Here is a 26,866-nt window from a genome sequence, read left to right as displayed (position 1 = left end):
CTGCCGTCAGGACTGGGTGATAGGGCGCATGGCGAGGCCCTCGGTGCCGGCCCAGTAGGTGACCCGCTGGCCGTCGTCGGCGTCGAACGAGGTGACGGGCATCCTCACCCGGACCGGCTTCTCCGGCTCGGCCTCGCCGCCGGGGCTGCCGAGGCCGACCGTCATGAAGGTCACGGGGTACGTGTCCATCTGGCCGCCGGTGGCGAGCACACCGGCGTACGCCTTCTCGCCGGGGGCGAGGGTGATCGGCTCCTGCGGGTCGGTCCCCTGCTTGGGCGGGGCCGGGCGCTTGGCGTTGCCGAGTGTCACGTCCGGGAAGCTCTGCACGTCGCATTTCTCGGTCCCCTTGTTGGTTGCCACGAGCATCAAGTGCCGCACCGGTTCTCCCGGTGCGTCGTAGTTCGTGACGGTGAAACTCAGGTCCGCCATGGTGCACAGGTCGACGACGCCGGAGTCGTCGCCGGTCGTCTTCGCCGTCGTCGTCTTCGAGGTCGTCGCTTGCGCCGGTGCCGACGGCGTGCCCTTGCTCTGCGAGATGCTTGCCGAAGGCATCGGGCTCGACGGCGCCGGGCTGCTCGCGGGAGCCGATGCGCTGCGCTGGTCCGAAGGCTTGCTGCCGTCCGCGGCCGCGTCGCCCGAGCCGCAGGCGGCGGTCGTCAGAAGCGCGGCGACCGCACCCGCTCCCACGGCGTACCTTCTCCAACTGGCGACAATGTTCATTGCGGTTCCCCTCGTTCAGCGCCCCGAGCGGCGTCGATCACGTGGCCGGACAATCTGGTTGATGGACGCCACGGCCGCGGCTAAAGTTTGGCCGGACTTCGGAGAAGGAGGAGGTGAGTTGATGACCGTGTCATTCCGCGCTGCCGCACGCCCGGCAGCCGCTCCGGTTCATCAACTCACCCTCTGAATCTCCGAAAGGAACCACCGTTGTCCATCACCTGGACCACCCGCGTCGAGACGCCGTCCGACCTGGAAACCATCCGCACCATCACCCGCGAGGCCTTCGGCCGTGAGTTCGAGGTCGGCTACGTCGACGCCCACCGCGCCGATCCGGTCGCGTGGATCCCGGGCCTGCTGTACGTCGCCACCACGCCGGACGACACGCCCGTCGCCTACGCGATGCTGACCCGCTGCCACGTCGGCGGCGTACCGGTCCTGTCGCTCGGACCGGTCGCCACGGTCCCGCAGTACCAGGGCCAAGGAGCCGGCGGCGCCGCGATCGAGGCCGCCTTGGCGGCGGCTCGTGATCGCGGCGAGCGGGCCGTCGTCGTGCTCGGACACGCGGAGTACTACCCGCGGTTCGGGTTCCGGCAGGCGACCGGGTTCGGCATCCGTCATCCGGAGTACGACGGCCCGTACCTGATGGCGCTCGCGCTCGGCGAGCACGCCGTACCGGCTGGGGACCTGGTCTACCCGCTGACGTTCTGACAGCCCCGGCGGCAGATCGTAAAAGATTCGACGAAACTCGCCGAATCACTTGCGCAGCCAGGTTGTATACATGAAACAGTCGACGATAACCCGCCTACCCAGGAGCAGCGCGATGACTCGTCGACTGTGGATGAACCGTTTCAGCTCACGGATCTGCCGCCGGAGCATGGTCGGGGCCGGCGCCCTCGTGGCGCTGGCCCTGATCGGGACCGCGTGCTCACCGGTCGATCCGGCCGACGGCGACTCGCCGGGCGGCGGCCAGTCCTCGGCGGCCGGGCAGGACGTGTTCGGCGAGGCGGCCGACGCGGCGCAGGTGAAGCCGGGCGGCACGCTGACCGTGGCGCTCTCGGCCGACCCCGACAAGCTCGACCCGACGCTGTCCCGCAGCCTGTACTCGCGCTACGTCTTCCACACGATGTGCGAGAAGCTGTACGACCTCGGCCCGGACGCCAAGGTCGTCCCGCAGCTGGCGACCGCGCTGCCGACGATCTCGTCCGACGGGCTCAGCCTGAGCATCCCGCTCAAGCAGGGCGTGAAGTTCGCCGACGGCGGCACGTTCGACGCGGCCGCGGTGAAGACCTCCCTGAACCGCCACCTCACGCTCGCCGGCTCCGCCCGGAAGAGCGAACTCGGCCCGATCACCTCGATCGAGACCCCGGACCCGAAAACGGTGGTCATCAAGCTCTCGAAACCGTTCGCCCCGCTGACCGCCGCGCTCGCCGACCGCGCCGGCATGGTGCTCAGCCCGGCCGCGGTCGCGAAGCTCGGCGCGAACTTCTCCACCGCGCCGGTCTGCGTCGGCCCGTTCAAGTTCGCCAGCCGGGTCGCGCAGAACTCGATCAAGGTCGTCAAGGACCCGCAGTACTACGACGCCGCGAAGGTGCACCTGGACAGCATCGAGTACCGGATCATCACCGACTCCAGCATCCGCTCGGCGAACCTGAAGTCCGGTGACGCCCAGGTCGCGGACTCGCTGTCCACGCAGGACGCGCCGACGCTGCAGAAGGACGACACGGTGAGCGTGCTGCAGTCGCAGTCACTCGGGTATCAGGGCCTGACGATCAACATCGGCAACGCGAACGGCATCGGCAACCCGCTGAAGCAGCTGGACACCCCGATCGCCAAGGACCCGAAGGTGCGGCAGGCGCTGGCGTTGTCCATCGACCGCGAGGCACTCGTGAAGTCGATCTTCAACGGGCTCAACACGGTGGCCTGCTCGCCGGTGTCGCCGAAGAGCGAGTTCACCTCCGACGCGGCGCAGGTCTGCCCGGCGCACGATCCCGCGAAGGCCAAGCAACTCCTGGCCGACGCTGGGGTGAGTACGCCGTACAAGGTCGAGATGATCACCTCGAACAACCCGGACAGCCTCCGGCTCGCGCAGGCGCTGCAGGGCATGGTGAAGGAGGGCGGATTCGAGCTCGTCATCAAGCCGGTCGAGTACGCCGCCCTGCTCGACCAGCAGGACCGCGGCGACTTCGAGCTGCTACAGCTCGGCTGGTCCGGACGCGTCGACCCGGACGCGAACATCTACAACTTCATCGGCAGCACCGGCAGCCAGAACGTGTCCGGCTACAGCAGCCCCGAGGTCGACAAGCTGCTCACCGACGCGCGCCAGGCGACCGACAAGGCCGAGCGGATCAAGCTGTACGGCGAAGTGGTCAGCAAGCTGCAGCAGGACGACCCGATCATCTACCTGTACCGCCAGCGCAACCTGACCGGCGTCTCGAAGAAGCTCCTCGGCATCCAGGTCTACCCGGACGGCGTGATCCGGACCGCCTTCGCAGGGTTCGCGAAGTGAGGCGGTACCTGCTCAACCGGTTGTGGCAGTCGGCGGTGACGCTCGTCCTGGCGACGATCGTCGTGTTCGCCGGCGTGCGCGCGCTGCCAGGCGACCCGGCGCTGGCGCTGGCCGGTGAGGACCGGGACCCGGAGTCGCTGCGGGCGATCCGCGAGCAGTACGGGCTCGACCAGTCGTGGCTCGTGCAGTTCTGGCAGTTCGTCAGTCATGCGGCGCGCGGCGATCTCGGCGAGTCGATCCGGACCGGTACTCCGGTGCGGTCGATGATCGCGAGCGCGCTGCCGGTGACGATCGAGCTGTCCGTGCTCGCGATCCTGATCGCCGGCGTGATCGGAGTCGGCGCGGGTGTCGTGGCCGCAGTACGGCGGGGGCGCCCGGCCGAATGGGCCGCGAACGCGCTCGCGCTGCTCGGTCTCTCGGTCCCGCACTTCTGGCTCGGCCTGATGGCGATCCTCTACCTGTCCGTTGCCCTCGGCCTCTTCCCCGCCTCCGGCTTCGTCCCGTTCTTCACCGACCCGGTGGCGAACCTGCACCACTTGGTACTGCCGGCGGTGATCCTCGGCACCGGCCTCGCCGCGGTCATCATGCGGCAGACGAGGTCGTCGATGCTGGACGCACTGTCCGCCGACTACATCCGGACGGCGGAAGCGAAAGGTCTCCCGCCCAAGGCCGTCATCGGGAAGCATGCCCTGCGCAACAGTCTGATCGTCGTCGTCACGGTCGTCGGCCTGCAGCTCGGCGCGCTGATCTCCGGAGCGGTCGTGACCGAGCGGATCTTCGCGCTGCCCGGCTTCGGCAAGCTCACCGTCGACGCCGTCTTCCAGCGCGACTACCCGGTCATCCAGGCGGTCGTCCTCGTCACCGCGACGGCGTACATCGTGATCAACCTGCTGGTCGACCTGCTGTACTCCGTCATCGACCCGCGGATCCGCGTGCGAGGTGAGGCCTGATGGCTGTTGCCGAAGCTGCCGAAGCTGTACCGACGGCGCCGCTGCGCAGTAACAGTCGCCGGGTCGTACGCCGGATCCTGCGCAACCCGCTGGCCCTGACCGGACTCGCGGTGCTGCTGATCGCCGTCGTGCTCGCCGTCTTCGCGAACTGGCTCGCGCCGTACGAGCCGACCCAGAACCACCTGGACCGCGCGTTCGCGGCGCCCGGGACGCCCGGGCACCTGCTCGGCACCGACGACCTCGGCCGCGACGTGCTGTCCCGGATCATGTTCGGCCTCCGCGCATCGCTACACGTCGGCGTCCTCGCGGTCGCGTTCTCGCTGGTGGTCGGCGTACCGCTCGGGCTGATCGCCGGGTACTTCCGGACCGTCGACGCGTTGATCTCCCGGCTCACCGACCTGGTGCTGGCGTTCCCGTTCCTGATCCTCGCGGTCGGGCTGGCCGCGATCCGCGGCGCCAGCCTCGGCAACGCGGCGATCGCGATCGGCATCGCCCAGATCCCCGGCATGATCCGGATCGTCCGGTCCGAGACGCTGCGGATCAAGTCGCTCGACTTCGTCGCCGCCGCGGTCGTCGAGGGCGCCGGCGACGCCTGGGTGCTGGGCCGGCACATCCTCCCGAACGCGCTGTCCGCGATCATCGTCCAGGCAACCGTCGGGATCCCGGCCGCGATCCTCGGCGAGGCGGTGCTGTCGTTCCTCGGCCTCGGCATCCAGCCGCCGGCGCCGAGCCTCGGCACGATGCTCGCCGACGCCCAGCAGTTCGCGGCCCGGGCGCCGTGGGCCGCGGTGATGCCGGGCGTCGCGATCATGCTGCTGACATTGGCGTTCAACATCGTCGGCGACAGCCTCCGCGACGCCCTCGACCCGAAGGCGAGCCGCCGATGAAACCCGTGCTGGTGATGAAAGACCTGTCCGTCACGTTCCGGACCGAGGACGGGCCGCTGTCCGCGGTCGACCGGGTCAGCCTCGAGGTCGGCGACGGCGAGGTGCTCGCGGTCGTCGGCGAGTCCGGGTGCGGCAAGAGCGTGACCGCGATGAGCATCGCCGGCCTGCTCCCCAGGACCGCGACCGTCACCGGGTCGGTCGAGCTCGCCGGCACCGAGCTCGTCGGCGCGGACAAGCGGACGCTGCGCTCGATCCGCGGCCGCGAGGTCGCGTACATCTTCCAGGAGCCGATGACCTCGCTGAACCCGGTCTTCACCGTCGGCCACCAGATCAGCGAGGTCCTTCGGACGCACGTCGGCCTCGACCGGCAGGCTGCCCGGACCCGCGCGATCGAGTTGCTCAAGCTCGTCGGGATCCCGTCCGCCGAACGCCGCGTCGGCGACTACCCGCACCAGCTGTCCGGCGGGATGCGGCAGCGGGTGATGATCGCGATGGCGGTCGCCTGCGACCCGAAGGTGCTGATCGCGGACGAGCCGACCACGGCCCTGGACGTGACGATCCAGGCCGGCATTCTCGACGTACTGCGGGAACTGCGCGAGCGGCTCGGCACCAGCATCGTGCTGATCACCCACGACCTCGGCGTGGTCGCCGACCTCGCCGACCGGGTGGCGGTGATGTACGCCGGCCGCGTCGTGGAGACGGCCGACGTACATGAGCTCTTCGGGCATCCGCAGCACCCGTACACGAACGGCCTGCTCGGTGCCTCGCCCGCCGCGGGCCGGCACGCACAGTCCCAGCGCCTGAACGAGATCCCGGGCCTCGTCCCCGTCCTCACCGAACAGCCCGACGCCTGCACGTTCGCCGACCGCTGCCCCCGAGCGATCGACATCTGTACGTCGTCCCAGCCCGAGCTCACCGCTGCCGCCCATCGCGTGGCCTGCTGGAACGCCCGAGTGGAGGCCCCATGACCGCCTTGGAAGTCGAAGACCTGGTGATGCACTTCGGCCCGGTGCGGGCTGTGGACGGGGTCACGTTGCGGATCGGCGAAGGCAAGGTCGTCGCGCTGGTCGGCGAGAGCGGCTCCGGGAAGTCCACGGTCGGCCGGTGCATCGTCCGGCTGCTCGAACCGACTGCGGGCACCGTCCGGCTGGCAGGCGCCGACATCACGCACCTCAGCCGCCGCCGGCTGCGGCCGCATCGCCGCGACGTCTCGATCGTGTTCCAGGACCCGGCCGGTTCGCTCGACCCGCGGCTGTCGGTCGGCGACATCGTCGGCGAGCCGCTCCGGCTGATGCGCCGCAAGGACATCCCGGCGAAGGTGTCGGAGGCGCTGCGCCGCGTCGGCCTCCGTCCCGAGGTCGCGCAGCGGGCACCGCACGAGTTGTCCGGCGGTCAGCGGCAGCGGGTCAGCATCGCCCGCGCGCTGATCTCCGAGCCGCGGCTGCTGGTCGCGGACGAGCCGACGAGTGCGCTCGACGTGTCCGTGCAGGCGTCGGTGCTCAACCTGCTGGCCGATCTGCAGCGCGACCTCGGGTTCGCCTGCTTGTTCATCACCCACGACCTGTCCGCGGTCGAGTACCTCGCCGACGAGGTCGCGGTGATGTACCTCGGCCAGCTCGTCGAGCAAGGCCCGCGGGCGCGGATCTTCGGCAACCCGGCGCACCCGTACACGCAGGCGCTGCTGTCCGCGGCGCCCGTCCCCGATCCCGCCCGGCAGCGGGCCCGCCGGCCGGTCCTGCTCGGCGACGACCTGCCGTCGGCCATCGACCCGCCGCCCGGCTGCCGCTTCCACACCCGCTGCCCGGTGGCGGTGGACACATGCCGGACAGTCGTTCCGGAGCGGCGCACGATCGGCGAAGGTGGACACGAGGTCGCCTGCCACCTTGTCAACGCCGACGGCACCGGACCAGACGTGAGACCTACCGAAGGAGTCAGCACATGACGTTCACCACCCGGCCAACGCTTCGTGGCACGTTCGGGATGGTCTCGTCCACGCATTGGCTGGCGTCGCAGTCCGCGATGCGGATCCTCGAGCTCGGCGGGAACGCGTTCGACGCGGGCGCCGCGGCCGGCTTCGTGCTGCACGTGGTCGAGCCGCACCTGAACGGTCCCGGCGGCGAGGTGCCGGCGATCATCGCGACCGCCGACGACCCGACACCGCGCGTGCTGTGCGGCCAGGGTGTCGCGCCCGCCGGTGCGACGATCGAGCACTACCGTTCGCTCGGGCTGTCGCTGGTCCCCGGCTCGGGTCCGCTGGCCGCGACGGTTCCGGGTGCCGTCGACGCGTGGCTGCTCCTGCTGCGCGATCACGGGACGCTGCCGTTGAGCGTCGTACTCGAGCCGGCTATCGACTACGCGCGGAACGGGCACCCGCTGGTGCCGCGGGTCGCCGACACCATCGCGACCGTGCAGCAGCTCTTCGAGGAGCACTGGCCGACGTCCGCCGCGGTCTGGCTCAAGGACGGGCGTCCGGTGACGGGCCGGTTCAGCAACGAGGCGTACGCCGCGACGCTCGAGAAGCTGGTTCGTGCGGGTCAGGCGGCCGGAGCGGATCGGCAGGCGCAGCTCGAGCGCGCGCGGGAGGTATGGCGCGAAGGATTCGTGGCCGAGGCGATCGACAGGTTCTCGCGGCTGCCGCACCGGGACTCCAGTGGCGGGGACCATGCCGGGCTGATCACCGGCGACGACATGGCTGCGTTCCGGGCGAGCTGGGAGGACGCGGCGACGTACGACTGGAACGGGTACACGGTCGCGAAGACCGGGCCCTGGGGACAAGGACCCGCGCTGCTGCAGTCGCTCGCCGTACTCGCGGCGCTCGGTGACGTCGACCTGGACAGCGCGGACGGGGTACATGCGACGGTCGAGGTGATGAAGCTGTCGTACGCCGACCGCGAGGCCTGGTACGGCGACGGTGCCGACGTGCCGCTGGAGACGTTGCTCTCCCCCACGTATGCCGCAGATCGGGCCAAGCTGGTCGGGTCGGAGGCGTCGCTGGAGCTGCGGCCGGGTAGTCCCGAGGGGCGTACACCGGTGCTGTCATCGGTTGCTGCCGGCAAGGAAACCGACGCGACCGGGGACGCGACGACCGGGGAGCCGACGGTGTCGCCGGTCGGCGAGACGCGTGGTGACACCTGTCACGTCGACGTGGTCGACCAGTGGGGCAACATGATCTCCGCGACGCCGAGCGGTGGCTGGTTGCAGTCGTCGCCGACGATTCCTGAGCTCGGGTTCTGCCTCGGGAGCCGGGCGCAGATGTTCTGGCTCGAGGAGGGACTGCCGGCGTCGCTGGCTCCCGGGCGGCGGCCGCGGACCACGTTGACGCCGACGCTGGTGCTGCGGGACGGGGAGCCGGTGATGGCTTGCGGTTCGCCTGGTGGTGATCAGCAGGACCAGTGGCAGTTGCTGTTCCTGCTGCGGCACCTCGCTGCTGGGATGGAGCTGCAGGAGGCGATCGACGCTCCCGCTTGGCACACGACTGGGTTCCCGTCGTCGTTCTACCCGCGGACGACGGAGCCGGGTGGGCTGGTGATCGAGAGCCGGGTCGAGAAGGCGGTCCGCGACGAGCTGGTCCGCCGGGGGCACGTCGTCAGCGAATCCGACCCGTGGAGCCTCGGCCGCCTGTGCGCCGTACGCAAGGAAACCGACGGCGTGCTGGCCGCCGCCGCCAACCCCCGCGGCATGCAGGGCTACGCCGTCGGCCGCTGACCGAGAGCAGCTTTCGCCGCCGCCTCGACGTGTTCGCGAGCGGCGGTGGTGGCGGCCTCGGCGTCGGCTGCTTCGATGGCGTCGACCAGACGTTCGTGTTCCTCGGACGAGTGCGGGGCGCGCTGGGCGGCGCCGGCGCGGAAGACCCAGTGCACGTGGTGGTACATCGCGGCCGAGATCGAGTGCAGCCAGCGGTTCCCGCTGACCTCGATCACGGCCCGGTGAAACGCGCTGTTCAGCTCGGCGACGCGGTCGAAGTCCTGCGCCGCCGTCGCCGCGTTCGCCTCCTCGATCAGCTTGCGCAGCATCGCGATCCCGGCAGGCGTCGCGCGTTCCGCGGCCAGTCCGGCGGCGAGCGTCTCGAGTTGCTGCCGTACGGCGAACAGGTCGCGGACGGCCGTCTCGTCGAGCGTCGCGACGACCGCACCGCGGCGCGGGAGGATCTGCACGAACCCTTCGGCCTCGACCACGCGCAGCGCCTCGCGGACCGGGTTCCGGGAGACGCCGAAGTCGTCCGCGAGCCGGGTCTCGGTCAGCCGCTCGCCTTCACGGTACTCGCCGTCCACGATCCGCCGCCGCAGTTCCGCGAGGACCTGCTCGCGCAGCGCGACATGGTCGGCGCCGATCGTCCGCGCGACCTCCTGCCTGCGAGCCTCGCCGTTCAGCTGCTCCACCCCTGGCTCCTCTCCCCGCTCGCCTCTCCCCGTTGTGGCCTGCGCGCCACGGTAGCCGATCGTCCTGCCGCGAGCACCCGATCCGCGCCCTCGGCGCGGGACTCTGATCCGCCGCCGCGTTATGTTGACGGCTTGAGCATCCGACTGATCCCCCTGCACGATCCCGACTACCGGCCGCTCAGCCGGCGGATCGCCTGGCTCGCCGCGGAGCGCGACGGTACGCCGGTCGGTTCCGCGTTCCTGCGACTCGACGGCCGCCGGACGCACGCGCACCTGGCCGAGTTCGAACTGAACGTCCATCCCGCCGAGCGACGCCGCGCGATCGGGACGCTGCTGCTGCGCGCCGTCGTAGCCGGCGCGCGCGAGCACGACGTACGCACGGTGACCACCGATGTCGACGTGGACTCGGCGGGTGACCGCTTCCTGCAGCACCACGGGTTCGCGATCGGCCTCACGCTGATCTACGCGCGGCTCGACCTGTCGCGGTCCGTGGCTGCGGTGCCGGAGGTGCCCGGGTATCGGCTGGTGTCGTGGGAAGGCGTCGTACCGGACGAGCTCGCGCAGACGTTCACCGACGCGCGCGCCGGGATGAACGACGCGCCGTCCGGGACGATCACGGCCGGTGTGGACACCTGGGACGTGGAGCGGAGCCGGCACGCCGCACGGCTCATCGAGCAGCGCGGCGAGCACCTGCTGGTCGTCGCGGCGATGGACCGATCCGGGCGGATCGCCGGCTTCACCGAGGTCGTCGTACCGGGTGACGGGAAGGGCGACGGCCAGCTCTACGGAACCGCCGTCTTGCCCGAGCACCGCGGCCGCGGGCTCGCGCTGTGGATGAAGGCAGCGCAGATCCACCAGACCCGGCAGCGCTTCCCCGACCTCGCGGGCCTGCTCACCGACACCGTTGACACCAACCTGGCCATGCGCCGCACCAACGACCGCCTCGGCTACGTCCCGCAGTACCGCACCCACCGCCGCAAACTCGACCTATAGCAGCCCGGCGAGCCGATACAGCACGAGCGACCCGGCGACGGCCACGTTCAGGCTCGCGCCGGTCCCGATCATCGGGATCTCGACCACGACGTCGAGCTGGTCGACCGCCTCCGGCGGGATCCCGGTCCGCTCGTGCCCGAGGACCGCGATCGTCCGGTTCCGCGCCGGCGGCAGGTCGGCCAGCCGGATCGCCTCGTCGGCGAGCTCGACCCCGATCACGGTCGTGTCCGGTCTGGCCCGCTGGTCGATCAGCCAGCGCACCGGATCGTGCCCGGTCCAGTGCACACAGCTCCGCCGCCGCAACGTGTTGCCCTTGGCAAGCGCATCCGGCACCCAGGGCAACTTCGGTACGGCGAGACACGCCCCGACGGCGTCACACGTCCGGAGCAGTGTCCCGAGGTTGACGTCGTACAGCGGCCAGAGCGGCGCGATCAGCAGCTGGTCCCAGCACGAGTGGGACTTGCGGCGGCGTTGGTGCCGGAGGTCCTTGCGGCTCCGCACCCGGATCCCGCTCATCGAGCGGCGGGATCGATCCTCCCGTCAGGAATTCGCGTCATCATGCCGACCAGTCTACTGGCCGAGGATCTTCTGCACCGCCGCCGTGGTGATCGGGTGGTAGCCGGGCCGGGCCTTGGTGAAAACCTCGGTGGCGAACGCCCGGTCGGTGCCGGCCAGGGCGTGGTACACGGGCAGGACCAGCTTCATCCGGCCGACCTTGGTGAGGAACTCGGCCATTTCCGCGTACGCCGCCTCGTAGCTGCTCGCGGCAACGATCTGGTACCAGCGGCGCGCGATCTCGCCGTTCGCCGTACCGGTGAGGCCGAACGCGCGGTCCAGCTGCTGCAGCAGCACCGGGCTGAGGACGTCGGGCGCCGCGTCCAGGAAGCGCAGCCACTCCTGCGTCGTCCACCCTTCCGCGCCGTGCGGCAGCTCGCCCGTCTTCAGCCACAAGGCCCGCGCCTCGTCCACGACCTGGAACCGCGCCGACACCGCCCGCTCGGCGAACCCGGGGATGCCCGGCTCGTACAGCCACGCGGCCAGCTCCGCCTCGGTCACCACGCCCGGGTGCGGCGCGATCAGCTCCGCGCGCAGGTGCTCCACGAAGTCGTCGGTGTTGATGCTGCGGAACGCGAACCGGTCGAAGTACCCCCGCAGGAACGGGTCGAACACGTCCCGCGTGAACCGCTGCTCCAGCCAGGACAGGAACCACGACCCCTTGAGCGGCCCCGTCGACGTCGTCCCGTGGTACTCGGAGCGGTGGTGCAGCCCGGGCAGCTCGACCGCCAGCTCGGCCGGCGTCAGCGGGTCCAGCTTCACCACGGTCGCGTGCTGCTTGATCGCGGTCTCCATCACCGCGAACTCGGTCCCGTAGACGGCCTCGACGATCCGGTTCTCGACGTACGACGTGAAGCCCTCGTTGAGCCAGATGTCGTCCCAGCTGTCCTGGGTGACCAGGTTGCCGGACCAGCTGTGCGCGAGCTCGTGCGCGATCACGCTGACCAGCGACTTGTCGCCGATCACCACGGTCGGCGTCGCGAACGTCATCCGCGGGTTCTCCATGCCGCCGTACGGGAACGACGGCGGCAGCACGAGCAGGTCGTAGCGGCCCCAGCGGTACGGGCCGAACAGCGCCTCGGTGACCCGCATCATCTCCTCGGTGTCGGAGAACTCGGTCGCCGCCTGCCGCACGGTCGCCGGCTCGGCCCACACGCCCGACCGGTCGCCGAGCGGCTCGAACACCAGGTCGCCCGCCGCGATCGCCAGCAGGTACGACGGGATCGGCTCTGGCATCACCACGTCGTACGAGCCCGTACGGCGTGACGTCGTACCGTTGTCGGCACTCATCAGCACCATCAGCTCCGGCGGCGCCGTGACGTGCGCGGCGTAGCTGAACCGGACGCTCGGCGTGTCCTGCACCGGCACCCAGCTGCGGGCATGGATCGCCTGCGACTGGCTGAACATGAACGGCATCACGCCACCGGCCGTCATCGCCGGCTCCAGCCACTGCAGGCCGGTCGCGGTCGGCGCGGTCCGGTAGCTCACCTTCACCCGCGGGTGGCTCGCCGTCCGGATCGTCAACGCGGAGCCGAGCTCCGGGTCCGGAACCGCGAGGCTGTACTCCAGCGGCTCCCAGCCGTCGGCCGTCTGCCCCTCGACCTCCAGCACCGTCAGGTCCCGGGTGTCCAGGACGAGCCGGTCCCCCGCGCCGGTCCAGGCGAGGGTGTGCGTGGCGCTGCCGGACAGCACCTTCGCGTCGAAGTCGAGTGCGAGGTCCAGCTCGAGGTGGGTGGTCCGTACCAGGCCCGGCTCGGCGTAGGAGTGGCGATCGTGCGTCAAGGAAGGCTCCAGGATGAGGCGTCCGGGGAACAGTACCCAGGCGGACGCCGGATCGGGCGGCCAATCTGGGCCAACCGCACCACCGTGCCAAAACCTGCGTCCGGTGCCGACCAGGCAGACTAGGGGCCATGGCCATCCAGGGGACGTCCCAGGGGAATCCGGAGCTGGTGCTGAAGCGGCGGCCGTTCGGATCGTGGCTGCTCGGGCCCGCCGACCAGAGCCCGCGGCGGCTGCGGGTCCGGCTGCAGATCCTGATGACCACTTTCTCGATCGGCACCAACCTGATCGGCGCGCTGGTGGTGTTCGTGCTCGCGGTCTTCGTGCTGCCGGGTCCGCCGCTGGTCGATCGGCTGCAGCTCTTCGACGCGATCGCGATCCCGGCGTACTTCCTGGTCGCGGTGGCGATCGGCTGCGTGTGGAGCACCCGGCTGACCCGGCGGGTGACCCGCTGGATCGACCTCGGCCGCCCGGCGAGCCGCCGCGAGCAGATCGCCACGCTGCAGCTTCCGCTGCGGCTGACGCTGATCGAGGTGCTGTTGTGGATGGTCGCGGCCGTGTTGTTCACAGTGATGACGCTCGTCCTGCAGCCCGGGAACGCGCTGCGCGTCGCGCTGACGGTCGTCGACGGCATGATCATCACCTGCTCGGTGTCGTACCTGCTCACCGAGTTCGCGCTCCGGCCGGTCGCGGCGCGGGCGCTGGTGGACTCACCGCCGCCGCGGCGGCTGCTCGCCGCAGGACTGAAGGCGCGCACGGTGTTCTTCTGGGCGGTCGGCTCCGGCGTCCCGGTGGCAGGCCTGATGCTGGCAGCTCTCCTGGCACTCATCGAAGGCGACGTCACCGCGACCCGGTTGTCGATCGTGATCCTTGCCCTGGGCATCGTGGCGCTCGGCAACGGCTGCCTGCTGACGTGGCTCTCGGCGAAGTCGGTGGTCGCCCCGGTCCGCTCGGTGCGGAACGCGCTGAACCTGATCGGCGACGGGCGGCTCGACGTGACGATCCCGGTCTTCGACGGGACCGAGCTGGGCTCGTTGCAGGCCGGGTTCAACCGGATGGCGGAAGGACTGCGGGAACGCGAGCGGATCCGGGACCTCTTCGGCAGGTACGTCGGACCGGGCGTGGTCCGGGAGGCGCTGAACAGCGACCAGCTCGGGGGCGAGGAGCGGTTCGCCGCGGTGCTGTTCGTCGATCTGGTCGGCTCGACGGCGCTGGCGGCGCAGCGGCCGCCGACCGAGGTCGTCCAGCTGCTGAATCAGTTCTTCGCGCTCGTGGTCGCCGAGGTGGACCGGCAGGGCGGGTTCGTGAACAAGTTCGCCGGGGACGCGGCGCTGGCGATCTTCGGGGCGCCGGCCGAGTTGCCGGATCCGGCGGGCAGTGCGCTGGCCGCGGGCCGCGAGCTGGCCCGGCGGATCGCCGAGGAGTTGCCGGATGCAACGGCCGGGATCGGCGTCACGGCGGGCGTCGTGGTGGCCGGCACGGTCGGCGACGTACGGCGGCACGAGTACACGGTGATCGGCGACCCGGTGAACGAGGCCGCGCGGCTCAGCGAGCTCGCGAAGACCGCACCCGGGCGGCTGATGGCGTCGATGGCGGCGGTCGAGGAAGCGTCGCCCGCCGAGTCCGAACGGTGGCAGCAGAGCGACCTGGTCACGGTGCGGGGGCGGTCGGTGCCGACGCGCCTTGCGGTTCCCCAGCAGTGAGGAGTTCGTGCAGCATCGCGGCGCCGTACAGCATCGCCTTGGTCTGGCGGTCGTGCGCGGCTCGCCGTTCGGCGATCGCGGCGCGGAGCGCCTCGGTGCTGCCGGTCCTTCTGAGGCCGTCGAGGACCGGTTTGATCTGCTCGAAGTAGTACCGGCCCTGCCGGAGCATGTGGATGATCCGCGCATCCCGCACCTCCTCGGGACCGTAGCGGCGGTACTTCGTGCCGGGCTCACGCGCGGGTGCCAGCAGGCCGGCGGATTCCCAGACGCGCAGCGCCGACGGGCGGATCCCGAGGCGGTGCGCTAACTCGCCCACCAGCAACGACGGACCGCTGACCGGTTGCTCGTCGACGTACTCCGCGGCTAGTGCGGCGAGCGCCTCACTCGCGGCGTCCGTCGCGAGGCGCTGCTCGTGGAGCGCCGCGTGCGCGGCATCCACCAGCCTGAACGCGTGCGCCTCGTCGCCGTGGTGGACCGCACGCATGATCTCGCTCGCGGTCTCCGCACCGAACCCGGGCGCCAGCGCCCGGTAGGTCAATAGGGCCGCCAGATGCTCCGGCCCGTACTGGCGGTAGCCCGTCTCGGAGCGCGGCGCCGGCGGCAGGATCCCGTCCGCCTCGTAGTTGCGCACCAGTTGCGTCGATACACCCGCCCGCCGGGCGAGGTCGACCGGCCGGAGCCCCATGGCTCAGCGGCCGCCGGACACGTCGACCGTCGTACCGGTCATGTACGACGAACGGTCCGAGGCGAGGAACGCGATCACCTCCGCGACCTCCGCCGCCTCCCCGGGACGGCCCAGCGGCGGCGTCGTACCGAGGCGGTCGAGCCGGCCCGGCTCGTGGATGTCGGTCTCGATCAGTCCCGGCCGCACGCCGAGCACCCGCACGCCCTCCTTCGCGACCTCGTTGGCCAGCCCGACGGTCAGCGCGTCGACGGCCGCCTTGCTCGCCGCGTAGTCGACGTACTCGCCAGCCGATCCGAGCACCGCGGCGCGCGACGAGACGTTGACGATCACGCCGCCGTTGCCGCCGGATGCCGTCGACATCCGCCGGACCGCGGCGCCGGCGACCAGGAACGCGCTGATCGCGTTGACCCGGAACACTCGGTCCAGGCGCTCCGCGTCGTACTGCGCGACTCGGCCGGCCGGCGACACCACGCCGGCATTGTTGATCACGGCACCGATCGGGCCGAGCTCGGCGGTGACCGTGTCGAAGAGGCGCTCGATCTGGTCGGCCTCCACGACGTCGGCCTGGACGGCGATCGCGCGGCGGCCACGCTCCTCGCAGGCCTTCACGACCCGGGCGGCCTCGTCGGCCTGCGTCCGGTAGTTGACGCCGACATCCCACCCGTCGGCCGCGAGCGCCAGCGACGCCGCAGCGCCGATCCCGCGACTGCCACCGGTGACCAGAACCACCCCACGCCGTTCGTCAGTCATGCGCCCTACTGTTTCACGCGGGCCTGCGGGTGAACTGCAACTGGGTCTCCGCGTCGGTGAATCCGACCGCGCGGTAGATCCGGATCGCGTGATAGTCGGGGTCCGCGACGATGACCAGGGTCTTCGCTCTGGTCAGCCCGTACGTCGCGGCGTGGTGGACGAGCGTGCCGGCGAGACCCTGCCCGCGGTCCTCCGGTGCGGTCTGCACGCTCTGGAACCGCGCGACGGCACCGTCGAAGACCAGCCCGAGCGAGCTCTGCAACCGGTCGCCGTCGAACGCGCCGAACCACTTCCCGTGGCCGCTGTCGACCATCGCCCGCCTCGTCGCCACCTTGCGCCGGGTGAACTCCTCGTACGGGGCGTCGACCTCGAGCTCGGCACACGCGAGGCTCTGATGGAACACCTGCTCCCAGTCGTCGTCACTGCTCAGGAACCGGTACGTCGACTGCTCGTTCGGCCGGGGCGGCGGAACCACTCGGCCGGCGGTCTGCACGACAGCGGGCTCGACGGCGAATCCGGCGGCTGCCAGCTCGTCCTCGGCGCCGATCTCGCCGCCCGTGGTGTCGATCCCGAAGGCGATGTGCTCCGCGTCCGGGAACTCGCGGCGGAAGTCGTCGACACGACGTTTCACGTCGCCGGGTGCGAACGGCGTCCGGTAGAGCAGGAAGTTGCCCCACCAGAACCCCGGGTTGTCGGGTGTGCGCGCGACGACGTACTCGCCGGCGTCGTGCACCGAGCTGCCGCTCAGTCCGAGCACGGCCAGGTCGGTGCGATAGCCGAGGTTCACGATCTCCACCCGGCTATGGTCGCCTGCCCGTCAATCGACTTTCGTTGACATGCAGCCGTGCGGCTGCCTATTGTGGAAAGGCAGCCGGACGGCTGCATGATTCGATCGGAGCGTGATGGACGACGACGTGTTCCGCGCCCTCGCGGACCCCAGCCGGCGCCGGCTGCTCGACCTGCTGAACGCCCGCAACGGGCAGACGCTGCGGGAGCTGTGCGCCGAGCTGGACATGGCGCGGCAGTCGGTGAGCAAGCACCTCGCCGTGCTCGAGAGCGCGAACCTCGTCAGCACCGTGTGGCGCGGCCGCGAGAAGCTGCACCACCTCAACGCGGAGCCGATCAACGCCATCGCGGACCGCTGGATCCACCAGTACGACCGGCGGCGGGTCCAACTGTTCGCCGACCTGAAGACGGCTTTGGAGGCCGCGGACATGAACAACGACTTTGTCTACACGACGTACATCCGGACCACGCCGGAGCGGCTGTGGCAGGCGCTGACCGACCCGGCGTTCACCCAGCAGTACTGGGGCGTGCAGCACGAGACCGACTGGCAGCCCGGCTCGGAGATGGTGTGGCACCAGGGCGGCGTCGCGATCTCCGGACCGGGGCAGGTGGTGCTGGAGCACACGCCGTACACGCGGCTGTCCTACGCCTGGCACCACATCACGCCGGAGTTCGCGAAGGAGGTCGGGCTGGACGAGGAGACGTACGACCGGACCAGCCGCGAGCCGTTGTCGACGGCAACCTTCGAGCTGGAGCCGGTCGACGGCCAGGTGAAGCTGACCGTGATCCACAGCGGCTTCGAGCCGGGCAGCACGCTGCGGACCATGATCAAGGACGGCTGGCCCGCACTGCTCTCGGATCTGAAATCCTTGCTGGAGGCGTCCGTCACCAGCGACCGGTAGGAGTCCGCGTGCCCCGTCCGAACATCGTCATCATCTACACCGACGACCTCGGCTGGGGTGATCTCGGGTGCTACGGCAGTCCGGAGATCCGTACGCCGCATCTCGACGCGCTGGCCGCCCGCGGCGTCCGGATGACCGACTGGTACTCGAACTCACCGGTGTGCTCGCCGTCGCGGGCGGCGCTGCTCACCGGGCGGCATCCGGCGCACGCCGGGGTCGAGGAGATCCTCGGCGCGGCCCGGGACACCCACGGGCTGCCGCCGCAGACTACAGTCGCGTCGGCGCTGTCGGCGGCCGGGTGGCGGACGGCGATGTTCGGGAAGTGGCACCTGGGGGTCGAGGCGGGGTCGGCGCCGTTGCGGTTCGGGTTCGATCACCACTTCGGGTTCCGCGCCGGGTGCGTCGACTACTACTCGCACATCATGTACTGGGGTGTGCGGACCCCGCTGCACGACCTGTGGTCGGACGACGCGGAGGTCTGGCACAACGGGTCGTACCTGACGGACCTGATCACGGATCGCGCGGTGGAGTTCATCGCCGGGGTGCGGGAGCCGTTCTTCTGCTACGTGCCGTACAACGCGCCGCACTACCCGATGCACGCGCCGGCCGACGCGATGGCGGCGTACGCGCACCTGCCGTGGGAGCAGCAGGTGATGGCCGCGATGATCAGCCGGGTGGACGACGGGGTCGGGCGGATCGTCGAGGTGCTCGAGCGGACCGGGCGGCTCGACGACACGATCATCTTCTTCTCGTCGGACAACGGACCGTCGGCGGAGGAACGCAACTGGCTCGGCGGCGAGGAGATCGCCTACGCGGGTGGGTCGACCGGTGGGTTGCGCGGCCACAAGGGCTCGGTATTCGAGGGCGGGATCCGGGTTCCCGGCATCTGGTCGTGGCCGTCGGCGCTGCCGTCCGGTGTCACGTGCACGGAGCCCGCGATGATGATGGACGTAGTACCGACGCTCCTGTCCGCGGCCGACGTACCTCTGCCTGCCGAGGTCGACGGCCTGGATCTCCTCCCCCTCCTCACCGGATCCGAGGTCCCCGAACGAACCCTCACCTGGGAGTACGCCGGCCAACAGGCCGTCCGCCGGGGCCCGTGGAAGCTGGTCACCAACCCCGCCGAACACCTAGGCGCCCCACCAACCCGATCCACCCACCTCTACAACCTCACCACCGACCCCGCCGAATCCACTGACCTCTCCCCCACCCACCCTGACGTTCTCACCGATCTCATCACCGCCAACACCGACTGGACCCAGCAACTCAAGCGCTGGCGAGCCCGGGCGCGCTGACTGGGCTCCGAGGAGGGGCCTCCTGTCAGGGGCGCTTGTGGATGACGAGGGGCAGGACTGCGGCGGCTCCGGATTCCCGGAGTTTGGCCGCCGCGACCGTGACCGGCCACTGGGATGACGTGGCGTCCACGAGCAGCAGAACTGTGCGGGCTGTGACGGCCTGGGCCGTGGTCGGATCTACGGCCAGACCGTCCCGCCAGACCTTGGCTTCCTCGGGTGAGGAGAGGTCGTCGGTGTAGGCGGAGCGGTCGACGGTCAGGGCGGCTCGGTCCAGGCGGCCCACTTGGGCTACGTGGTCGGCTATGGCGGAGGTAAGGGCGGGGTGGCCGGCCGCCGGTAGCGGGACCACCACCTCTGGGCGGGCGGACCAGGAGTTCCGCCAGCGGGAGAGGGCGGCCACCGCGCCGGCCTGGAGTGCTTCTACGGCCTCGGGTGCCGGGGAGCCGTTGAAGGCGGCCTGCAGTACGTCGCGCCACTCGGGCGCGTCGGCGTACACGATGATCCGGCCCGGCTCGGCGGACAACCCGGCCGGGATCTTGCCGCGCGGGCCGAAGGCGCCGCCCGGCCACATCTTGCGCGGCTCCAGGACGTGGACCTCGCCGCGCAGCAAGCGCGTGATCGTCGCGACCGTCTCCGGATCGGGGCGCGGCACCAGCGGGTCCGGCAGCTCGCCCAGGCAGACCGAGCACCGGCCGCACGGCTCCGCCGACGGGTCGTCCAGCGACTCCTGAAGCAGTTGCATCAGGCAACGATCGCCGCGGGTGTACGCGCGCATGATGTCGGCCTCGCGGCGCCGTACCGACACGATGCCGTCGTAGTGCTCGGAGTCGAAGGTCCACTCCGCCCCGGTCCGCACCCAGCCGCGCTCGACCCGGTCGACGACGCCGTCCACCGCCAGCTGCTTCAGCATCAACTCGACCCGCGTCCGCCGCAGCCCGGTCTCAGCCTCCAACGCCGGCACCGACGCGGGCTCGTCCGGTCCGTACCCGTCCAGGGCACGCAGCAGGCGCTGCACGTTCTCCGGGACCGGGATCGTCGCCGTCGCGAAGTAGTCCCACACCCCGGCGTCCGCGTCCGACGGCAGCAGCGCCACCACCGCATGGTCGATGCCGCGGCCCGCGCGCCCGACCTGCTGGTAGTACGACACCGGCGACGGCGGCGACCCCACATGCACCACGAACCCGAGGTCCGGCTTGTCGTAGCCCATCCCCAGCGCCGACGTCGCGATCAACGCCTTCAACTGGTTGTCCCGCAGCGCGTCCTCGAGACTCTCCCGCTCCCCCGCCTCCAGCTGACCCGTGTACGCCGCGACCGGCACGTCCCGGCCGTGAACCTCCTGGACCAGCGAGGCCAGCCGCTGCGCATCCGCCACCGTCAGCGCGTACACGATCCCCGACCCGGGCAGCTTCGGCAGCACGTCGACCACCCAGGCGAACCGGTCCAGCGGCGACAGCGCGTCCACGACGGCGAGCTGCAGACTCGAGCGCGCGAGCGGACCACGCAGTACCAACGTCGACTCACCGAGCTGCGCCGCGACGTCGTCCGTCACGCGCGAGTTGGCGGTCGCCGTTGTCGCGAGCACCGGGGTCTTCGGGTTGAGCTTTTGCAGCACGTCGGACACGCGCCGGTAGTCGGGCCGGAAGTCATGGCCCCAGTCCGACACCGCATGCGCCTCGTCGATCACCAGCAGCCCGATCTGCCCGGCCAGCCCGTCCAGCACGCGGCGGCCGAAGCCTGGGTTCGCCAGGCGCTCGGGCGAGACGAGCAGTACGTCGATCGCGCCGGAGCGCAGGTCGTGCTCGATGCTCGACCAGGCGTCGATGTTGTTGGAGTTGAGCGTCGCCGCCCGCAGCCCGGCGCGGCTCGCGGCCGCCACCTGGTCCCGCATCAACGACAACAGCGGTGAGACCACGAGCGTCGGACCGAACCCTTCGGCCCGGCGGATGGCCGTCGCGGCCCAGTACACCGCCGACTTGCCCCAGCCGGTCGCCTGCACCACGAGCACCCGCGCCGCCGCCTCGCACAGCGCCGCGACCGCGGTCTCCTGATCCGCCCGCAACCGCGCACCGTCACCCGCGATCGCGCGGATCACGTCGCCCGCGACCTTCGCCCGGTCCTCGGTCAGCACCACTGTCGACTCACCCATGCCCCCGACCCTAGACGCCCGCACCCCCAGCCCGCTCGCCGCGAGCCGGCCCCTGTGGACAACTCAGGCGCACTTGCCGGGGTGGCAGGGGGCGTCGGTGTCGGTGACGAGGCGGCGGGGGCCGGGGCCGGTGGTGGCGAGGGTGTCGTGGGGATTGGCGAGGGCGCAGCGGTCGAGGGAAAGGCAGCCGCAGCCGACGCAGTCCCTGAAGTCGTCGCGGAGTTGTTCGAGGTGCAGGATGCGGCGGTCGAGTTCGGCCTGCCAGCACTCCGAGATGCGCTCCCAGTCGGCGCGGGTCGGCGTCCGGTTCTCCGGCAGCAGCTTGAGGATCGCGGCGACCTCCGACAGCGGTACGCCGACCCGCTGGGCGATCCGGATCAACGCGACCCGGCGCAGCGTGTCCCGCTTGTAGCGGCGCTGGTTGCCCGCCGTACGACGGCTGACGATCAGGCCCTGGCGCTCGTAGAAGTGCAGAGCCGAGATCGCCACGCCACTGCGCTGCGACAGCTGCCCGACGGTCAACTCACCCGGCTCGATGTCCATCGCCCATCCCTCCGACCTCGACCTGTGTCGAGGTTATCGGACCGGACATGGGCATGGCTCAGGCGGTCACGAGCCGCCGCCGGATGCTCGCCGACATCAACGCCGCCGCGGCGCACAACCCACCCGCCAGGTACCAGGCGAGGTTGTAGCTGCCCTGCACGTCGCGGATCACGCCCGCACCGGCAGCCGCCAGCGCGGCACCGACCTGGTGCGAGGCGAACACCCACCCGAACACGATCGGCCCGTCCTGCCCGAACCACTCCCGGCACAAGGCCACCGTCGGCGGCACGGTCGCCACCCAGTCCAGCCCGTAGAAGATGATGAACACCCAGGTGCTCGGCTCAGCCGTAGGACCGAGCAGCGACGGCAGCACCAGCAGCGACAGGCCACGCAGCGAGTAGTAGGCGATCAGCAGGTACCGCGGATCCCACCGGTCGGTCAGATACCCGGACAGAATCGTCCCGCCGACGTCGAACACGCCTACCAGTGCCAGCAACGACGCAGCGGTCGTCACCGGCATCCCGTGGTCGTGTGCCGCCGTCACGAAGTGGGTCCCGACCAGACCGTTCGTCGACGCGCCACAGATCGCGAACCCACCCGCGAGGAACCAGAACGCCGGCCGCCGAGCAGCCATGGTCAGCGCATTCAGCGCCCGCTTGGCACTACTACCGGTCGCCTCCACCCGCTGTCCCGCAGTACTGCCCTCCGGAGCGCCGTACGCACGCAGCCCGACATCGCTCGGGTAGTCCCGCAGGAACAACAGCACCAGCGGTACGACGGCCAACGCCGCGCCGGCCGCTACGAGCGCGGGAACCCGCCAGCCGTGGTTCGACGCGAGCGAAGCGATCAGCGGGAGGAAGATCAGCTGCCCGGTCGCACCGGCCGCCGTCAGGATGCCCGTCACCAGACCCCGCCGCTCCACGAACCAGCGTCCGGTGATCGTCGCGACGAACGTCATCGACATCGACCCGGTGCCGACGCCGACCAGGAAGCCCCAGCAGAGCAGCAGCTGCCAGGAGGCGGTCATGAACACCGTCAGGCCGCTCCCCAGCGCGATCAGCACCAGCGCGCCGCTGACCACCTTCCGCAGCCCCAGCCGGTCCATGAGCGCCGCGGCGAACGGCGAGATCCCGCCGAACAGCAGCAGGTTGATCGACACCGCCGCCCCGATCGTGCCGTGCGACCACCCGAACTCGTCGTGCAGCGGATCGATCAGCACACTCGGCACCGACCGGAAGCCGGCCGCCCCGATCAGCGTCACGAAACCGACCACCGCGACCGCCCAGGCCAGGTGCACCCGGGGAGCCTTCCTCGTCTCCAGCATCTGCGTCACCGGACCAGGGTGCCGGTTCGACCGCGATCGAACGAGTGGCCAGATTGCCAACCTATGTCAAGATGTGGCCATGAGTCGTCAGTTGACCGCCGTCGGACCGCACGTGATCGCCGTCCTAGCGCTGGAGCCCGTGGTCGGGTTCGACCTGACCATCCCACCGACCGTGTTCGGCGCCGCCACCAAGGCCGACGGCGGCAAGCTGTACGACGTCCGCATCTGCGGCCTCGGCGGACCGGTGCACGCGAGCGCCGGGTTCACGCTGGTCCCGGGCCACGGCCCGGAGGCGCTCGCCGAGGCGGACACCGTGATCATCCCCGGCACCTACATCGCCCAGCCGCGGTACGAGGGCACGCTGCCCGACGACCTGGCAGCCGCGCTCGCGACGATCCGGCCCGGCACCCGGATCGCATCGATCTGCACCGGGGCGTTCGTGCTCGGCGCCGCCGGGTACCTCGACGGCCGGCCCGCGACGACGCATTGGCGGCGCGCCGAGCTGTTCCGCAGCGTGTACCCGCAGGTGAACCTCGACGAGGACCGCCTGTTCGTCGACGACGGCGACGTACTGACGTCGGCCGGGCTCGCCGCAGGCGTCGATCTCTGCCTGCACCTGATCCGGCGCGACTTCGGCAGCGAGGTCGCGAACCGGGCCGCCCGGCACTGCGTCGTGCCGCCGTGGCGGGACGGCGGGCAGTCGCAGTACATCGAGCGCGCCGTACCGGAGGAAGGCAGTGAGGGTACGTCGCCCACCCGGGCCTGGGCGCTCGAACGGCTCGCCGAGGAGATCAGCCTCGCGGCGATGGCCGCCCACGCGCGGATGAGCGTGCGCACGTTCAGCCGCCGCTTCAAGGCCGAGACCGGCCAGTCCCCCGGCACCTGGCTCCTCCAGCAGCGCGTGCGGCACGCGTGCCAGCTGCTCGAGACGACCGGCCTGTCCGTCGACCGCGTCGCCGAGGAGGCCGGCCTGGGCACGGCAGCCTCCCTGCGACACCACCTGCGGTCCGAGCTGGGCGTCTCCCCACTCGCCTACCGCAAGACGTTCCGGGCGGGCTGACTCAGAGCTCCACCAGCTCGTGCGGGCGCTTGTTCATCGGTTCGACGCCGTCGGCGGTGACCACGACGATGTCCTCGATGCGGGCGCCCCAGCGGCCGGTCTGGTAGATGCCTGGCTCGACGCTGAAGGCCATGCCCGGCTCCAGCGGCAGCGTGTTGCCGGCGACGATGTACGGCTCCTCGTGCACGTCCAGCCCGATGCCGTGGCCGGTCCGGTGGATGAAGTACTCGCCGAACCCGGCCGCCGTGATCACGTCCCGCGCGGCCGCGTCGATCGACTCGGCGGTCGCGCCGGGCCGGACCGCGTCGACCGCCGCCTGCTGAGCCTGCTGCAGTACGGCGTACGTCGCGGCGACGTCGGCGTCCCGCGGTATGCCGACGGAGTACGTCCGGGTGGAGTCGGAGTTGTAGCCCTCGGCAACGGGACCGCCGATGTCGACGACCACCACGTCGCCTGCCTCGATCACCCGGTCGGACAGCGCGTGGTGCGGGCTGGCGCCGTTCGGACCGCTCGCGACGATCACGAAGTCGGCCTCGGTGTGGCCCTCCTCGACGATCGCGGCGGCGATGTCGGCGCCCACCGCGGCCTCGGTCCGTCCGGGACGCAGCCACTCGCCGACTCGGGCGTGCACGCGGTCGATCGCCGCGCCCGCCTTCCGCAGCGCCTCGATCTCGGCGGCGTCCTTGCGCATCCGCAGCTCGCGCACGATCGGCCCGGCCAGCATCTGCTCGGCCTTCGGCAGCGCGTCCCGGATGCCCAGCACGTGCAGCGCCGGCGTGAAGTCACTGACCGCGATCCGCTCCGACCCGCCGAGCCGCTCGGCGGCGAGCGCGTACGGGTCGACACCGTCCACCCACGTGACGACCTCGACGCCGAGCTCCGCGAGCGGCAGGCCGTCGTACCCGGGCGCCTCGAGCTTCGGCACGACCAGGGCCGGCGCGCCGTCGGCCGGGATGACCAGCGCGGTGAGGCGCTCGAACGAGCCGCCCGGCTGACCGATCAGGTACCGCAGGTCGGAGCCCGGCGCGATCACCAGACCGGTGCCGGCCGCGGCCTGGCGGGCGCGATCCAGGCGGGAACGGAGGACGGCGGCAGCGGGAACGGGCGGAGGTGCTGAGCGACGGGCCATGGTGTGACTCTAAAACTGTCGGAGGGGGTTGCTACAACTTGTTCCGCTCCAGACCAGGCTCGGCGGAAAGGCAACTCCATGGCACTGCACTTCGTGTCCCACGGCGAAGGTGTTCCGGTTCTCGCACTGCACGGATGGACGCCGGACCACCGGCTGATGACCGGTTGCCTCGAGCCGATCTTCGAGCAACTCCCCGGCTACCGCAGGCTGTACCCGGACCTGCCCGGCATGGGCCAGAGCCCGGCCGGTGACATCGACAGCTCGGACGGCATCATGGCCGCGCTGCGCGAGTTCGTCGCCGAGCAGATCGGCGACGAGCCGTTCCTGCTGATCGGCGAGTCGTACGGCGGCTATCTCGCCCGCGGGCTCGTCGCCGAGCGGCCCGGGCAGATCCTCGGCGTGGCGATGATCTGCCCGACCGGCGTGCTGTGGCACAAGGACCGCCGGCTGCCCGAACACGTCGTACTGCGGACCGAGCCCGGCGTCCTCGAAACCGTGGGAGCGGACGAGGACTACACCGAGCTCGCGGTCGTGCAGTCGGCTGAGACGCTGGCGGCATACCGATCGGATGTGGCCCCCGGGCTCGCGGTCGCGGACGAGGAGGCGCTCGAGCGGATCCAGAAGAACTGGGCGCTGACGACCGCGCCGGAGAGCGGCCCGCCGTACCAGCGGCCGGCGTTGATCCTGTGCGGCCGGCAGGACGCCGTCACCGGGTACGAGGACCAGTACGACCTGCTCCCCCACTATCCGCGGGCCACTTACGCGGTGGTGGATGTGGCCGGCCACAATCTCCAGATCGAGCAGCCCGCGTTGCTCGAGGCCTTCGTCCGCGAATGGCTGCAGCGCGCCGCCACGGAGTGAGGCTCAGCTGGTCTGGGCGGTCGGCATGATCGTGAGCTGCTGGAAGTTGACCCGCGGCGGCTGACTCGCGACGAAGCCGACCGCCTGCGCGATGTCGTCGGCGGTCAACCACTCCATCGCCTGCCGGGAGCCGTCGAGCCACTCCAGCGCGCCGACGTCGGTGACGTGGCTCTGCAGTTCGGTGCCCACGATGCCGGGCTCGAGGGCCGAGACCCGGACGTTCTTCGGGCCGAGCTCGGCGCGCAGGTGGCGGGACAGGTGGCTGACGTACGCCTTGGTGCCGGAGTAGACCGCGAAGGTCGGGAAGATGTTCTGCGCCGCGATCGAGGAGGTGTTGATCAGGTCCGCGACACCGCGCTCGGCGGCGGCCGCGACCAGCTGCGGCGTGAAGGCGCCGATGACGTTCATCAGACCGGTGATGTTGAGGTCGATCTGCTGCTGCCACTGCTCGGTCGCGCGCTCCTCGACGGGTGCCGGGAGCATCACGCCCGCGTTGTTGAAGAGCAGGTCGGCGCCGCCCAGCTCGGCCTGGACACGATCGGCGGCGGCCTGTACCGCGGCCGCGTCGGTCACGTCGGCTGCCAGCGCCAGTGCGGTCCCACCGTCCTTCTCGATGCGTGTCACGAGGTCACGCAGACGGTCCGCCCGCCGGGCCAGGACGACGACGGTCGCGCCGAGTCCGGCCAGATGTTCCGCTGTGGCCTCGCCGATGCCGCTCGACGCTCCGGTGATCACGGCGACCCGGCCGGCGAGAGGCTTGGAGACAGCGTGCACAGTCATGTGAGGACTACCTTCCGGTGAAGAGTTTCGATCGGCCGGGCGATCCCGGCCGCATCTCCAGAACACCAGCCCCGCAAGGCGTTTTGGGCGCTCGAACAAGCCCTGTCCAGGCAGGCACCGGCGAGACTGGTAC

Annotated in this window: 25 protein-coding genes; 13 read left to right on the top strand and 12 right to left on the bottom strand. The window is 70.8% G+C overall.

Features of this window, described 5'->3' with window-relative positions:
- Positions 1-6: 6 nt before the first annotated feature.
- Positions 7-687, bottom strand: a complete 681-nt coding sequence (locus ABN611_RS32165; protein WP_350276034.1) for a DUF4232 domain-containing protein — start codon at positions 685-687, stop codon at positions 7-9.
- Between the two features lie 240 nt (positions 688-927).
- On the opposite strand from ABN611_RS32165, the gene ABN611_RS32160 reads away from it, so the two are divergent.
- From ABN611_RS32160 to ABN611_RS32130, 7 genes are all read left to right on the top strand, one after another.
- The gene (locus ABN611_RS32160; RefSeq protein WP_350276033.1) at positions 928-1,428 is read left to right on the top strand and encodes an N-acetyltransferase; all 501 of its coding nucleotides are present in this window, start codon (positions 928-930) and stop codon (positions 1,426-1,428) included.
- A gap of 112 nt (positions 1,429-1,540) precedes the next feature.
- Positions 1,541-3,226: an ABC transporter substrate-binding protein gene (locus tag ABN611_RS32155; RefSeq protein ID WP_350276032.1), complete on the top strand. Its 1,686-nt coding sequence runs from the start codon at positions 1,541-1,543 to the stop codon at positions 3,224-3,226.
- Positions 3,223-4,176 carry an ABC transporter permease gene (locus ABN611_RS32150; protein ID WP_350276031.1) on the top strand — a complete coding sequence of 318 codons (954 nt, stop codon included), beginning with the start codon at positions 3,223-3,225 and terminating at the stop codon, positions 4,174-4,176. The genes ABN611_RS32155 and ABN611_RS32150 overlap by 4 nt, the downstream gene beginning before the upstream one ends.
- A complete protein-coding gene (locus ABN611_RS32145) occupies positions 4,176-5,063 on the top strand; it encodes an ABC transporter permease (protein WP_350276030.1) in 888 nt (295 codons plus the stop codon). Before ABN611_RS32150 ends, ABN611_RS32145 begins: the two co-directional genes overlap by 1 nt.
- Complete coding sequence (locus ABN611_RS32140; RefSeq protein ID WP_350276029.1) at positions 5,060-6,031, top strand: ABC transporter ATP-binding protein; 972 nt, start codon at positions 5,060-5,062, stop codon at positions 6,029-6,031. The genes ABN611_RS32145 and ABN611_RS32140 overlap by 4 nt, the downstream gene beginning before the upstream one ends.
- Positions 6,028-7,005 (top strand): ABC transporter ATP-binding protein, encoded by a 978-nt coding sequence (locus tag ABN611_RS32135; RefSeq protein WP_350276028.1) that lies wholly within the window; start codon positions 6,028-6,030, stop codon positions 7,003-7,005. The genes ABN611_RS32140 and ABN611_RS32135 overlap by 4 nt, the downstream gene beginning before the upstream one ends.
- A complete protein-coding gene (locus tag ABN611_RS32130; RefSeq protein ID WP_350276027.1) occupies positions 7,002-8,768 on the top strand; it encodes a gamma-glutamyltransferase in 1,767 nt (588 codons plus the stop codon). The genes ABN611_RS32135 and ABN611_RS32130 overlap by 4 nt, the downstream gene beginning before the upstream one ends.
- On the opposite strand, the gene ABN611_RS32125 is transcribed toward ABN611_RS32130, so the two are convergent.
- The gene (locus ABN611_RS32125) at positions 8,750-9,442 is read right to left on the bottom strand and encodes a GntR family transcriptional regulator (protein ID WP_350276026.1); all 693 of its coding nucleotides are present in this window, start codon (positions 9,440-9,442) and stop codon (positions 8,750-8,752) included. The two genes, ABN611_RS32130 and ABN611_RS32125, sit on opposite strands and share 19 nt — an antisense overlap.
- A 132-nt stretch (positions 9,443-9,574) precedes the next feature.
- Between ABN611_RS32125 and ABN611_RS32120 the strand changes: the two genes are divergently transcribed.
- Positions 9,575-10,435 carry a GNAT family N-acetyltransferase gene (locus ABN611_RS32120; protein WP_350276025.1) on the top strand — a complete coding sequence of 287 codons (861 nt, stop codon included), beginning with the start codon at positions 9,575-9,577 and terminating at the stop codon, positions 10,433-10,435.
- On the opposite strand, the gene ABN611_RS32115 is transcribed toward ABN611_RS32120, so the two are convergent.
- Both ABN611_RS32115 and ABN611_RS32110 read right to left on the bottom strand, forming a co-directional pair.
- Positions 10,430-10,951: a TrmH family RNA methyltransferase gene (locus tag ABN611_RS32115; RefSeq protein WP_350276024.1), complete on the bottom strand. Its 522-nt coding sequence runs from the start codon at positions 10,949-10,951 to the stop codon at positions 10,430-10,432. The genes ABN611_RS32120 and ABN611_RS32115 overlap by 6 nt on opposite strands.
- Positions 10,952-11,005: 54 nt before the next feature.
- A complete protein-coding gene (locus ABN611_RS32110; protein ID WP_350276023.1) occupies positions 11,006-12,772 on the bottom strand; it encodes a M1 family metallopeptidase in 1,767 nt (588 codons plus the stop codon).
- Positions 12,773-12,900: 128 nt separating this feature from the next.
- On the opposite strand from ABN611_RS32110, the gene ABN611_RS32105 reads away from it, so the two are divergent.
- Positions 12,901-14,472 carry an adenylate/guanylate cyclase domain-containing protein gene (locus ABN611_RS32105; protein ID WP_350276022.1) on the top strand — a complete coding sequence of 524 codons (1,572 nt, stop codon included), beginning with the start codon at positions 12,901-12,903 and terminating at the stop codon, positions 14,470-14,472.
- Here ABN611_RS32105 and ABN611_RS32100 read toward each other — a convergent pair.
- The 3 genes from ABN611_RS32100 to ABN611_RS32090 are packed head-to-tail and all read right to left on the bottom strand — an operon-like array spanning position 14,420 to position 16,703.
- Positions 14,420-15,157 (bottom strand): MerR family transcriptional regulator, encoded by a 738-nt coding sequence (locus ABN611_RS32100; RefSeq protein ID WP_350276021.1) that lies wholly within the window; start codon positions 15,155-15,157, stop codon positions 14,420-14,422. The two genes, ABN611_RS32105 and ABN611_RS32100, sit on opposite strands and share 53 nt — an antisense overlap.
- 3 nt (positions 15,158-15,160) lie before the next feature.
- A complete protein-coding gene (locus ABN611_RS32095; RefSeq protein ID WP_350276020.1) occupies positions 15,161-15,907 on the bottom strand; it encodes an SDR family oxidoreductase in 747 nt (248 codons plus the stop codon).
- A 13-nt stretch (positions 15,908-15,920) separates the two neighbouring features.
- A complete protein-coding gene (locus ABN611_RS32090) occupies positions 15,921-16,703 on the bottom strand; it encodes a GNAT family N-acetyltransferase (RefSeq protein ID WP_350276019.1) in 783 nt (260 codons plus the stop codon).
- Between the two features lie 106 nt (positions 16,704-16,809).
- On the opposite strand from ABN611_RS32090, the gene ABN611_RS32085 reads away from it, so the two are divergent.
- The gene (locus tag ABN611_RS32085) at positions 16,810-17,595 is read left to right on the top strand and encodes a metalloregulator ArsR/SmtB family transcription factor (protein ID WP_350276018.1); all 786 of its coding nucleotides are present in this window, start codon (positions 16,810-16,812) and stop codon (positions 17,593-17,595) included.
- An 8-nt stretch (positions 17,596-17,603) separates the two neighbouring features.
- Positions 17,604-18,890 (top strand): sulfatase-like hydrolase/transferase, encoded by a 1,287-nt coding sequence (locus tag ABN611_RS32080; RefSeq protein WP_350276017.1) that lies wholly within the window; start codon positions 17,604-17,606, stop codon positions 18,888-18,890.
- Between the two features lie 25 nt (positions 18,891-18,915).
- On the opposite strand, the gene ABN611_RS32075 is transcribed toward ABN611_RS32080, so the two are convergent.
- From ABN611_RS32075 to ABN611_RS32065, 3 genes are all read right to left on the bottom strand, one after another.
- Positions 18,916-21,036, bottom strand: a complete 2,121-nt coding sequence (locus ABN611_RS32075) for a DEAD/DEAH box helicase (RefSeq protein WP_350276016.1) — start codon at positions 21,034-21,036, stop codon at positions 18,916-18,918.
- Between the two features lie 63 nt (positions 21,037-21,099).
- Positions 21,100-21,579, bottom strand: a complete 480-nt coding sequence (gene soxR, locus ABN611_RS32070; protein WP_350276015.1) for a redox-sensitive transcriptional activator SoxR — start codon at positions 21,577-21,579, stop codon at positions 21,100-21,102.
- 58 nt (positions 21,580-21,637) lie between these two features.
- Positions 21,638-22,903: an MFS transporter gene (locus ABN611_RS32065; protein WP_350281709.1), complete on the bottom strand. Its 1,266-nt coding sequence runs from the start codon at positions 22,901-22,903 to the stop codon at positions 21,638-21,640.
- A 79-nt stretch (positions 22,904-22,982) separates the two neighbouring features.
- On the opposite strand from ABN611_RS32065, the gene ABN611_RS32060 reads away from it, so the two are divergent.
- Complete coding sequence (locus tag ABN611_RS32060) at positions 22,983-23,963, top strand: helix-turn-helix domain-containing protein (RefSeq protein WP_350276014.1); 981 nt, start codon at positions 22,983-22,985, stop codon at positions 23,961-23,963.
- 1 nt (position 23,964) lies between these two features.
- Here ABN611_RS32060 and ABN611_RS32055 read toward each other — a convergent pair whose 3' ends face one another.
- Positions 23,965-25,092 (bottom strand): Xaa-Pro peptidase family protein, encoded by a 1,128-nt coding sequence (locus ABN611_RS32055; protein ID WP_350276013.1) that lies wholly within the window; start codon positions 25,090-25,092, stop codon positions 23,965-23,967.
- 78 nt (positions 25,093-25,170) lie between these two features.
- On the opposite strand from ABN611_RS32055, the gene ABN611_RS32050 reads away from it, so the two are divergent.
- Positions 25,171-25,953, top strand: coding sequence for an alpha/beta hydrolase (locus ABN611_RS32050; RefSeq protein ID WP_350276012.1), 783 nt, complete (start codon positions 25,171-25,173; stop codon positions 25,951-25,953).
- 3 nt (positions 25,954-25,956) lie between these two features.
- Here ABN611_RS32050 and ABN611_RS32045 read toward each other — a convergent pair whose 3' ends face one another.
- The gene (locus ABN611_RS32045; protein WP_350276011.1) at positions 25,957-26,733 is read right to left on the bottom strand and encodes an SDR family oxidoreductase; all 777 of its coding nucleotides are present in this window, start codon (positions 26,731-26,733) and stop codon (positions 25,957-25,959) included.
- Positions 26,734-26,866: the final 133 nt, after the last annotated feature.

The sequence above is a fragment of the Kribbella sp. HUAS MG21 genome, from assembly GCF_040254265.1.
GTDB lineage: Bacteria > Actinomycetota > Actinomycetes > Propionibacteriales > Kribbellaceae > Kribbella.
Note: the sequence above shows the minus strand (reverse complement) of the source record. Positions and strands in the feature narration are given on the sequence as shown.

What these genes read in the sequence shown, in the direction of transcription:
- ABN611_RS32155 (WP_350276032.1), top strand. Translation starts at nt 1,541, where the DNA reads ATGACTCGTCGACTGTGGATGAACCGTTTCAGCTCACGGATCTGCCGC.
- ABN611_RS32145 (WP_350276030.1), top strand. Translation starts at nt 4,176, where the DNA reads ATGGCTGTTGCCGAAGCTGCCGAAGCTGTACCGACGGCGCCGCTGCGC.
- ABN611_RS32140 (WP_350276029.1), top strand. Translation starts at nt 5,060, where the DNA reads ATGAAACCCGTGCTGGTGATGAAAGACCTGTCCGTCACGTTCCGGACC.
- ABN611_RS32135 (WP_350276028.1), top strand. Translation starts at nt 6,028, where the DNA reads ATGACCGCCTTGGAAGTCGAAGACCTGGTGATGCACTTCGGCCCGGTG.
- ABN611_RS32130 (WP_350276027.1), top strand. Translation starts at nt 7,002, where the DNA reads ATGACGTTCACCACCCGGCCAACGCTTCGTGGCACGTTCGGGATGGTC.
- ABN611_RS32115 (WP_350276024.1), bottom strand. Translation starts at nt 10,951, where the DNA reads ATGAGCGGGATCCGGGTGCGGAGCCGCAAGGACCTCCGGCACCAACGC.
- ABN611_RS32105 (WP_350276022.1), top strand. Translation starts at nt 12,901, where the DNA reads ATGGCCATCCAGGGGACGTCCCAGGGGAATCCGGAGCTGGTGCTGAAG.
- ABN611_RS32100 (WP_350276021.1), bottom strand. Translation starts at nt 15,157, where the DNA reads ATGGGGCTCCGGCCGGTCGACCTCGCCCGGCGGGCGGGTGTATCGACG.
- ABN611_RS32095 (WP_350276020.1), bottom strand. Translation starts at nt 15,907, where the DNA reads ATGACTGACGAACGGCGTGGGGTGGTTCTGGTCACCGGTGGCAGTCGC.
- ABN611_RS32085 (WP_350276018.1), top strand. Translation starts at nt 16,810, where the DNA reads ATGGACGACGACGTGTTCCGCGCCCTCGCGGACCCCAGCCGGCGCCGG.
- ABN611_RS32075 (WP_350276016.1), bottom strand. Translation starts at nt 21,036, where the DNA reads ATGGGTGAGTCGACAGTGGTGCTGACCGAGGACCGGGCGAAGGTCGCG.
- soxR (WP_350276015.1), bottom strand. Translation starts at nt 21,579, where the DNA reads ATGGACATCGAGCCGGGTGAGTTGACCGTCGGGCAGCTGTCGCAGCGC.
- ABN611_RS32065 (WP_350281709.1), bottom strand. Translation starts at nt 22,903, where the DNA reads ATGCTGGAGACGAGGAAGGCTCCCCGGGTGCACCTGGCCTGGGCGGTC.
- ABN611_RS32060 (WP_350276014.1), top strand. Translation starts at nt 22,983, where the DNA reads ATGAGTCGTCAGTTGACCGCCGTCGGACCGCACGTGATCGCCGTCCTA.
- ABN611_RS32055 (WP_350276013.1), bottom strand. Translation starts at nt 25,092, where the DNA reads ATGGCCCGTCGCTCAGCACCTCCGCCCGTTCCCGCTGCCGCCGTCCTC.
- ABN611_RS32050 (WP_350276012.1), top strand. Translation starts at nt 25,171, where the DNA reads ATGGCACTGCACTTCGTGTCCCACGGCGAAGGTGTTCCGGTTCTCGCA.
- ABN611_RS32045 (WP_350276011.1), bottom strand. Translation starts at nt 26,733, where the DNA reads ATGACTGTGCACGCTGTCTCCAAGCCTCTCGCCGGCCGGGTCGCCGTG.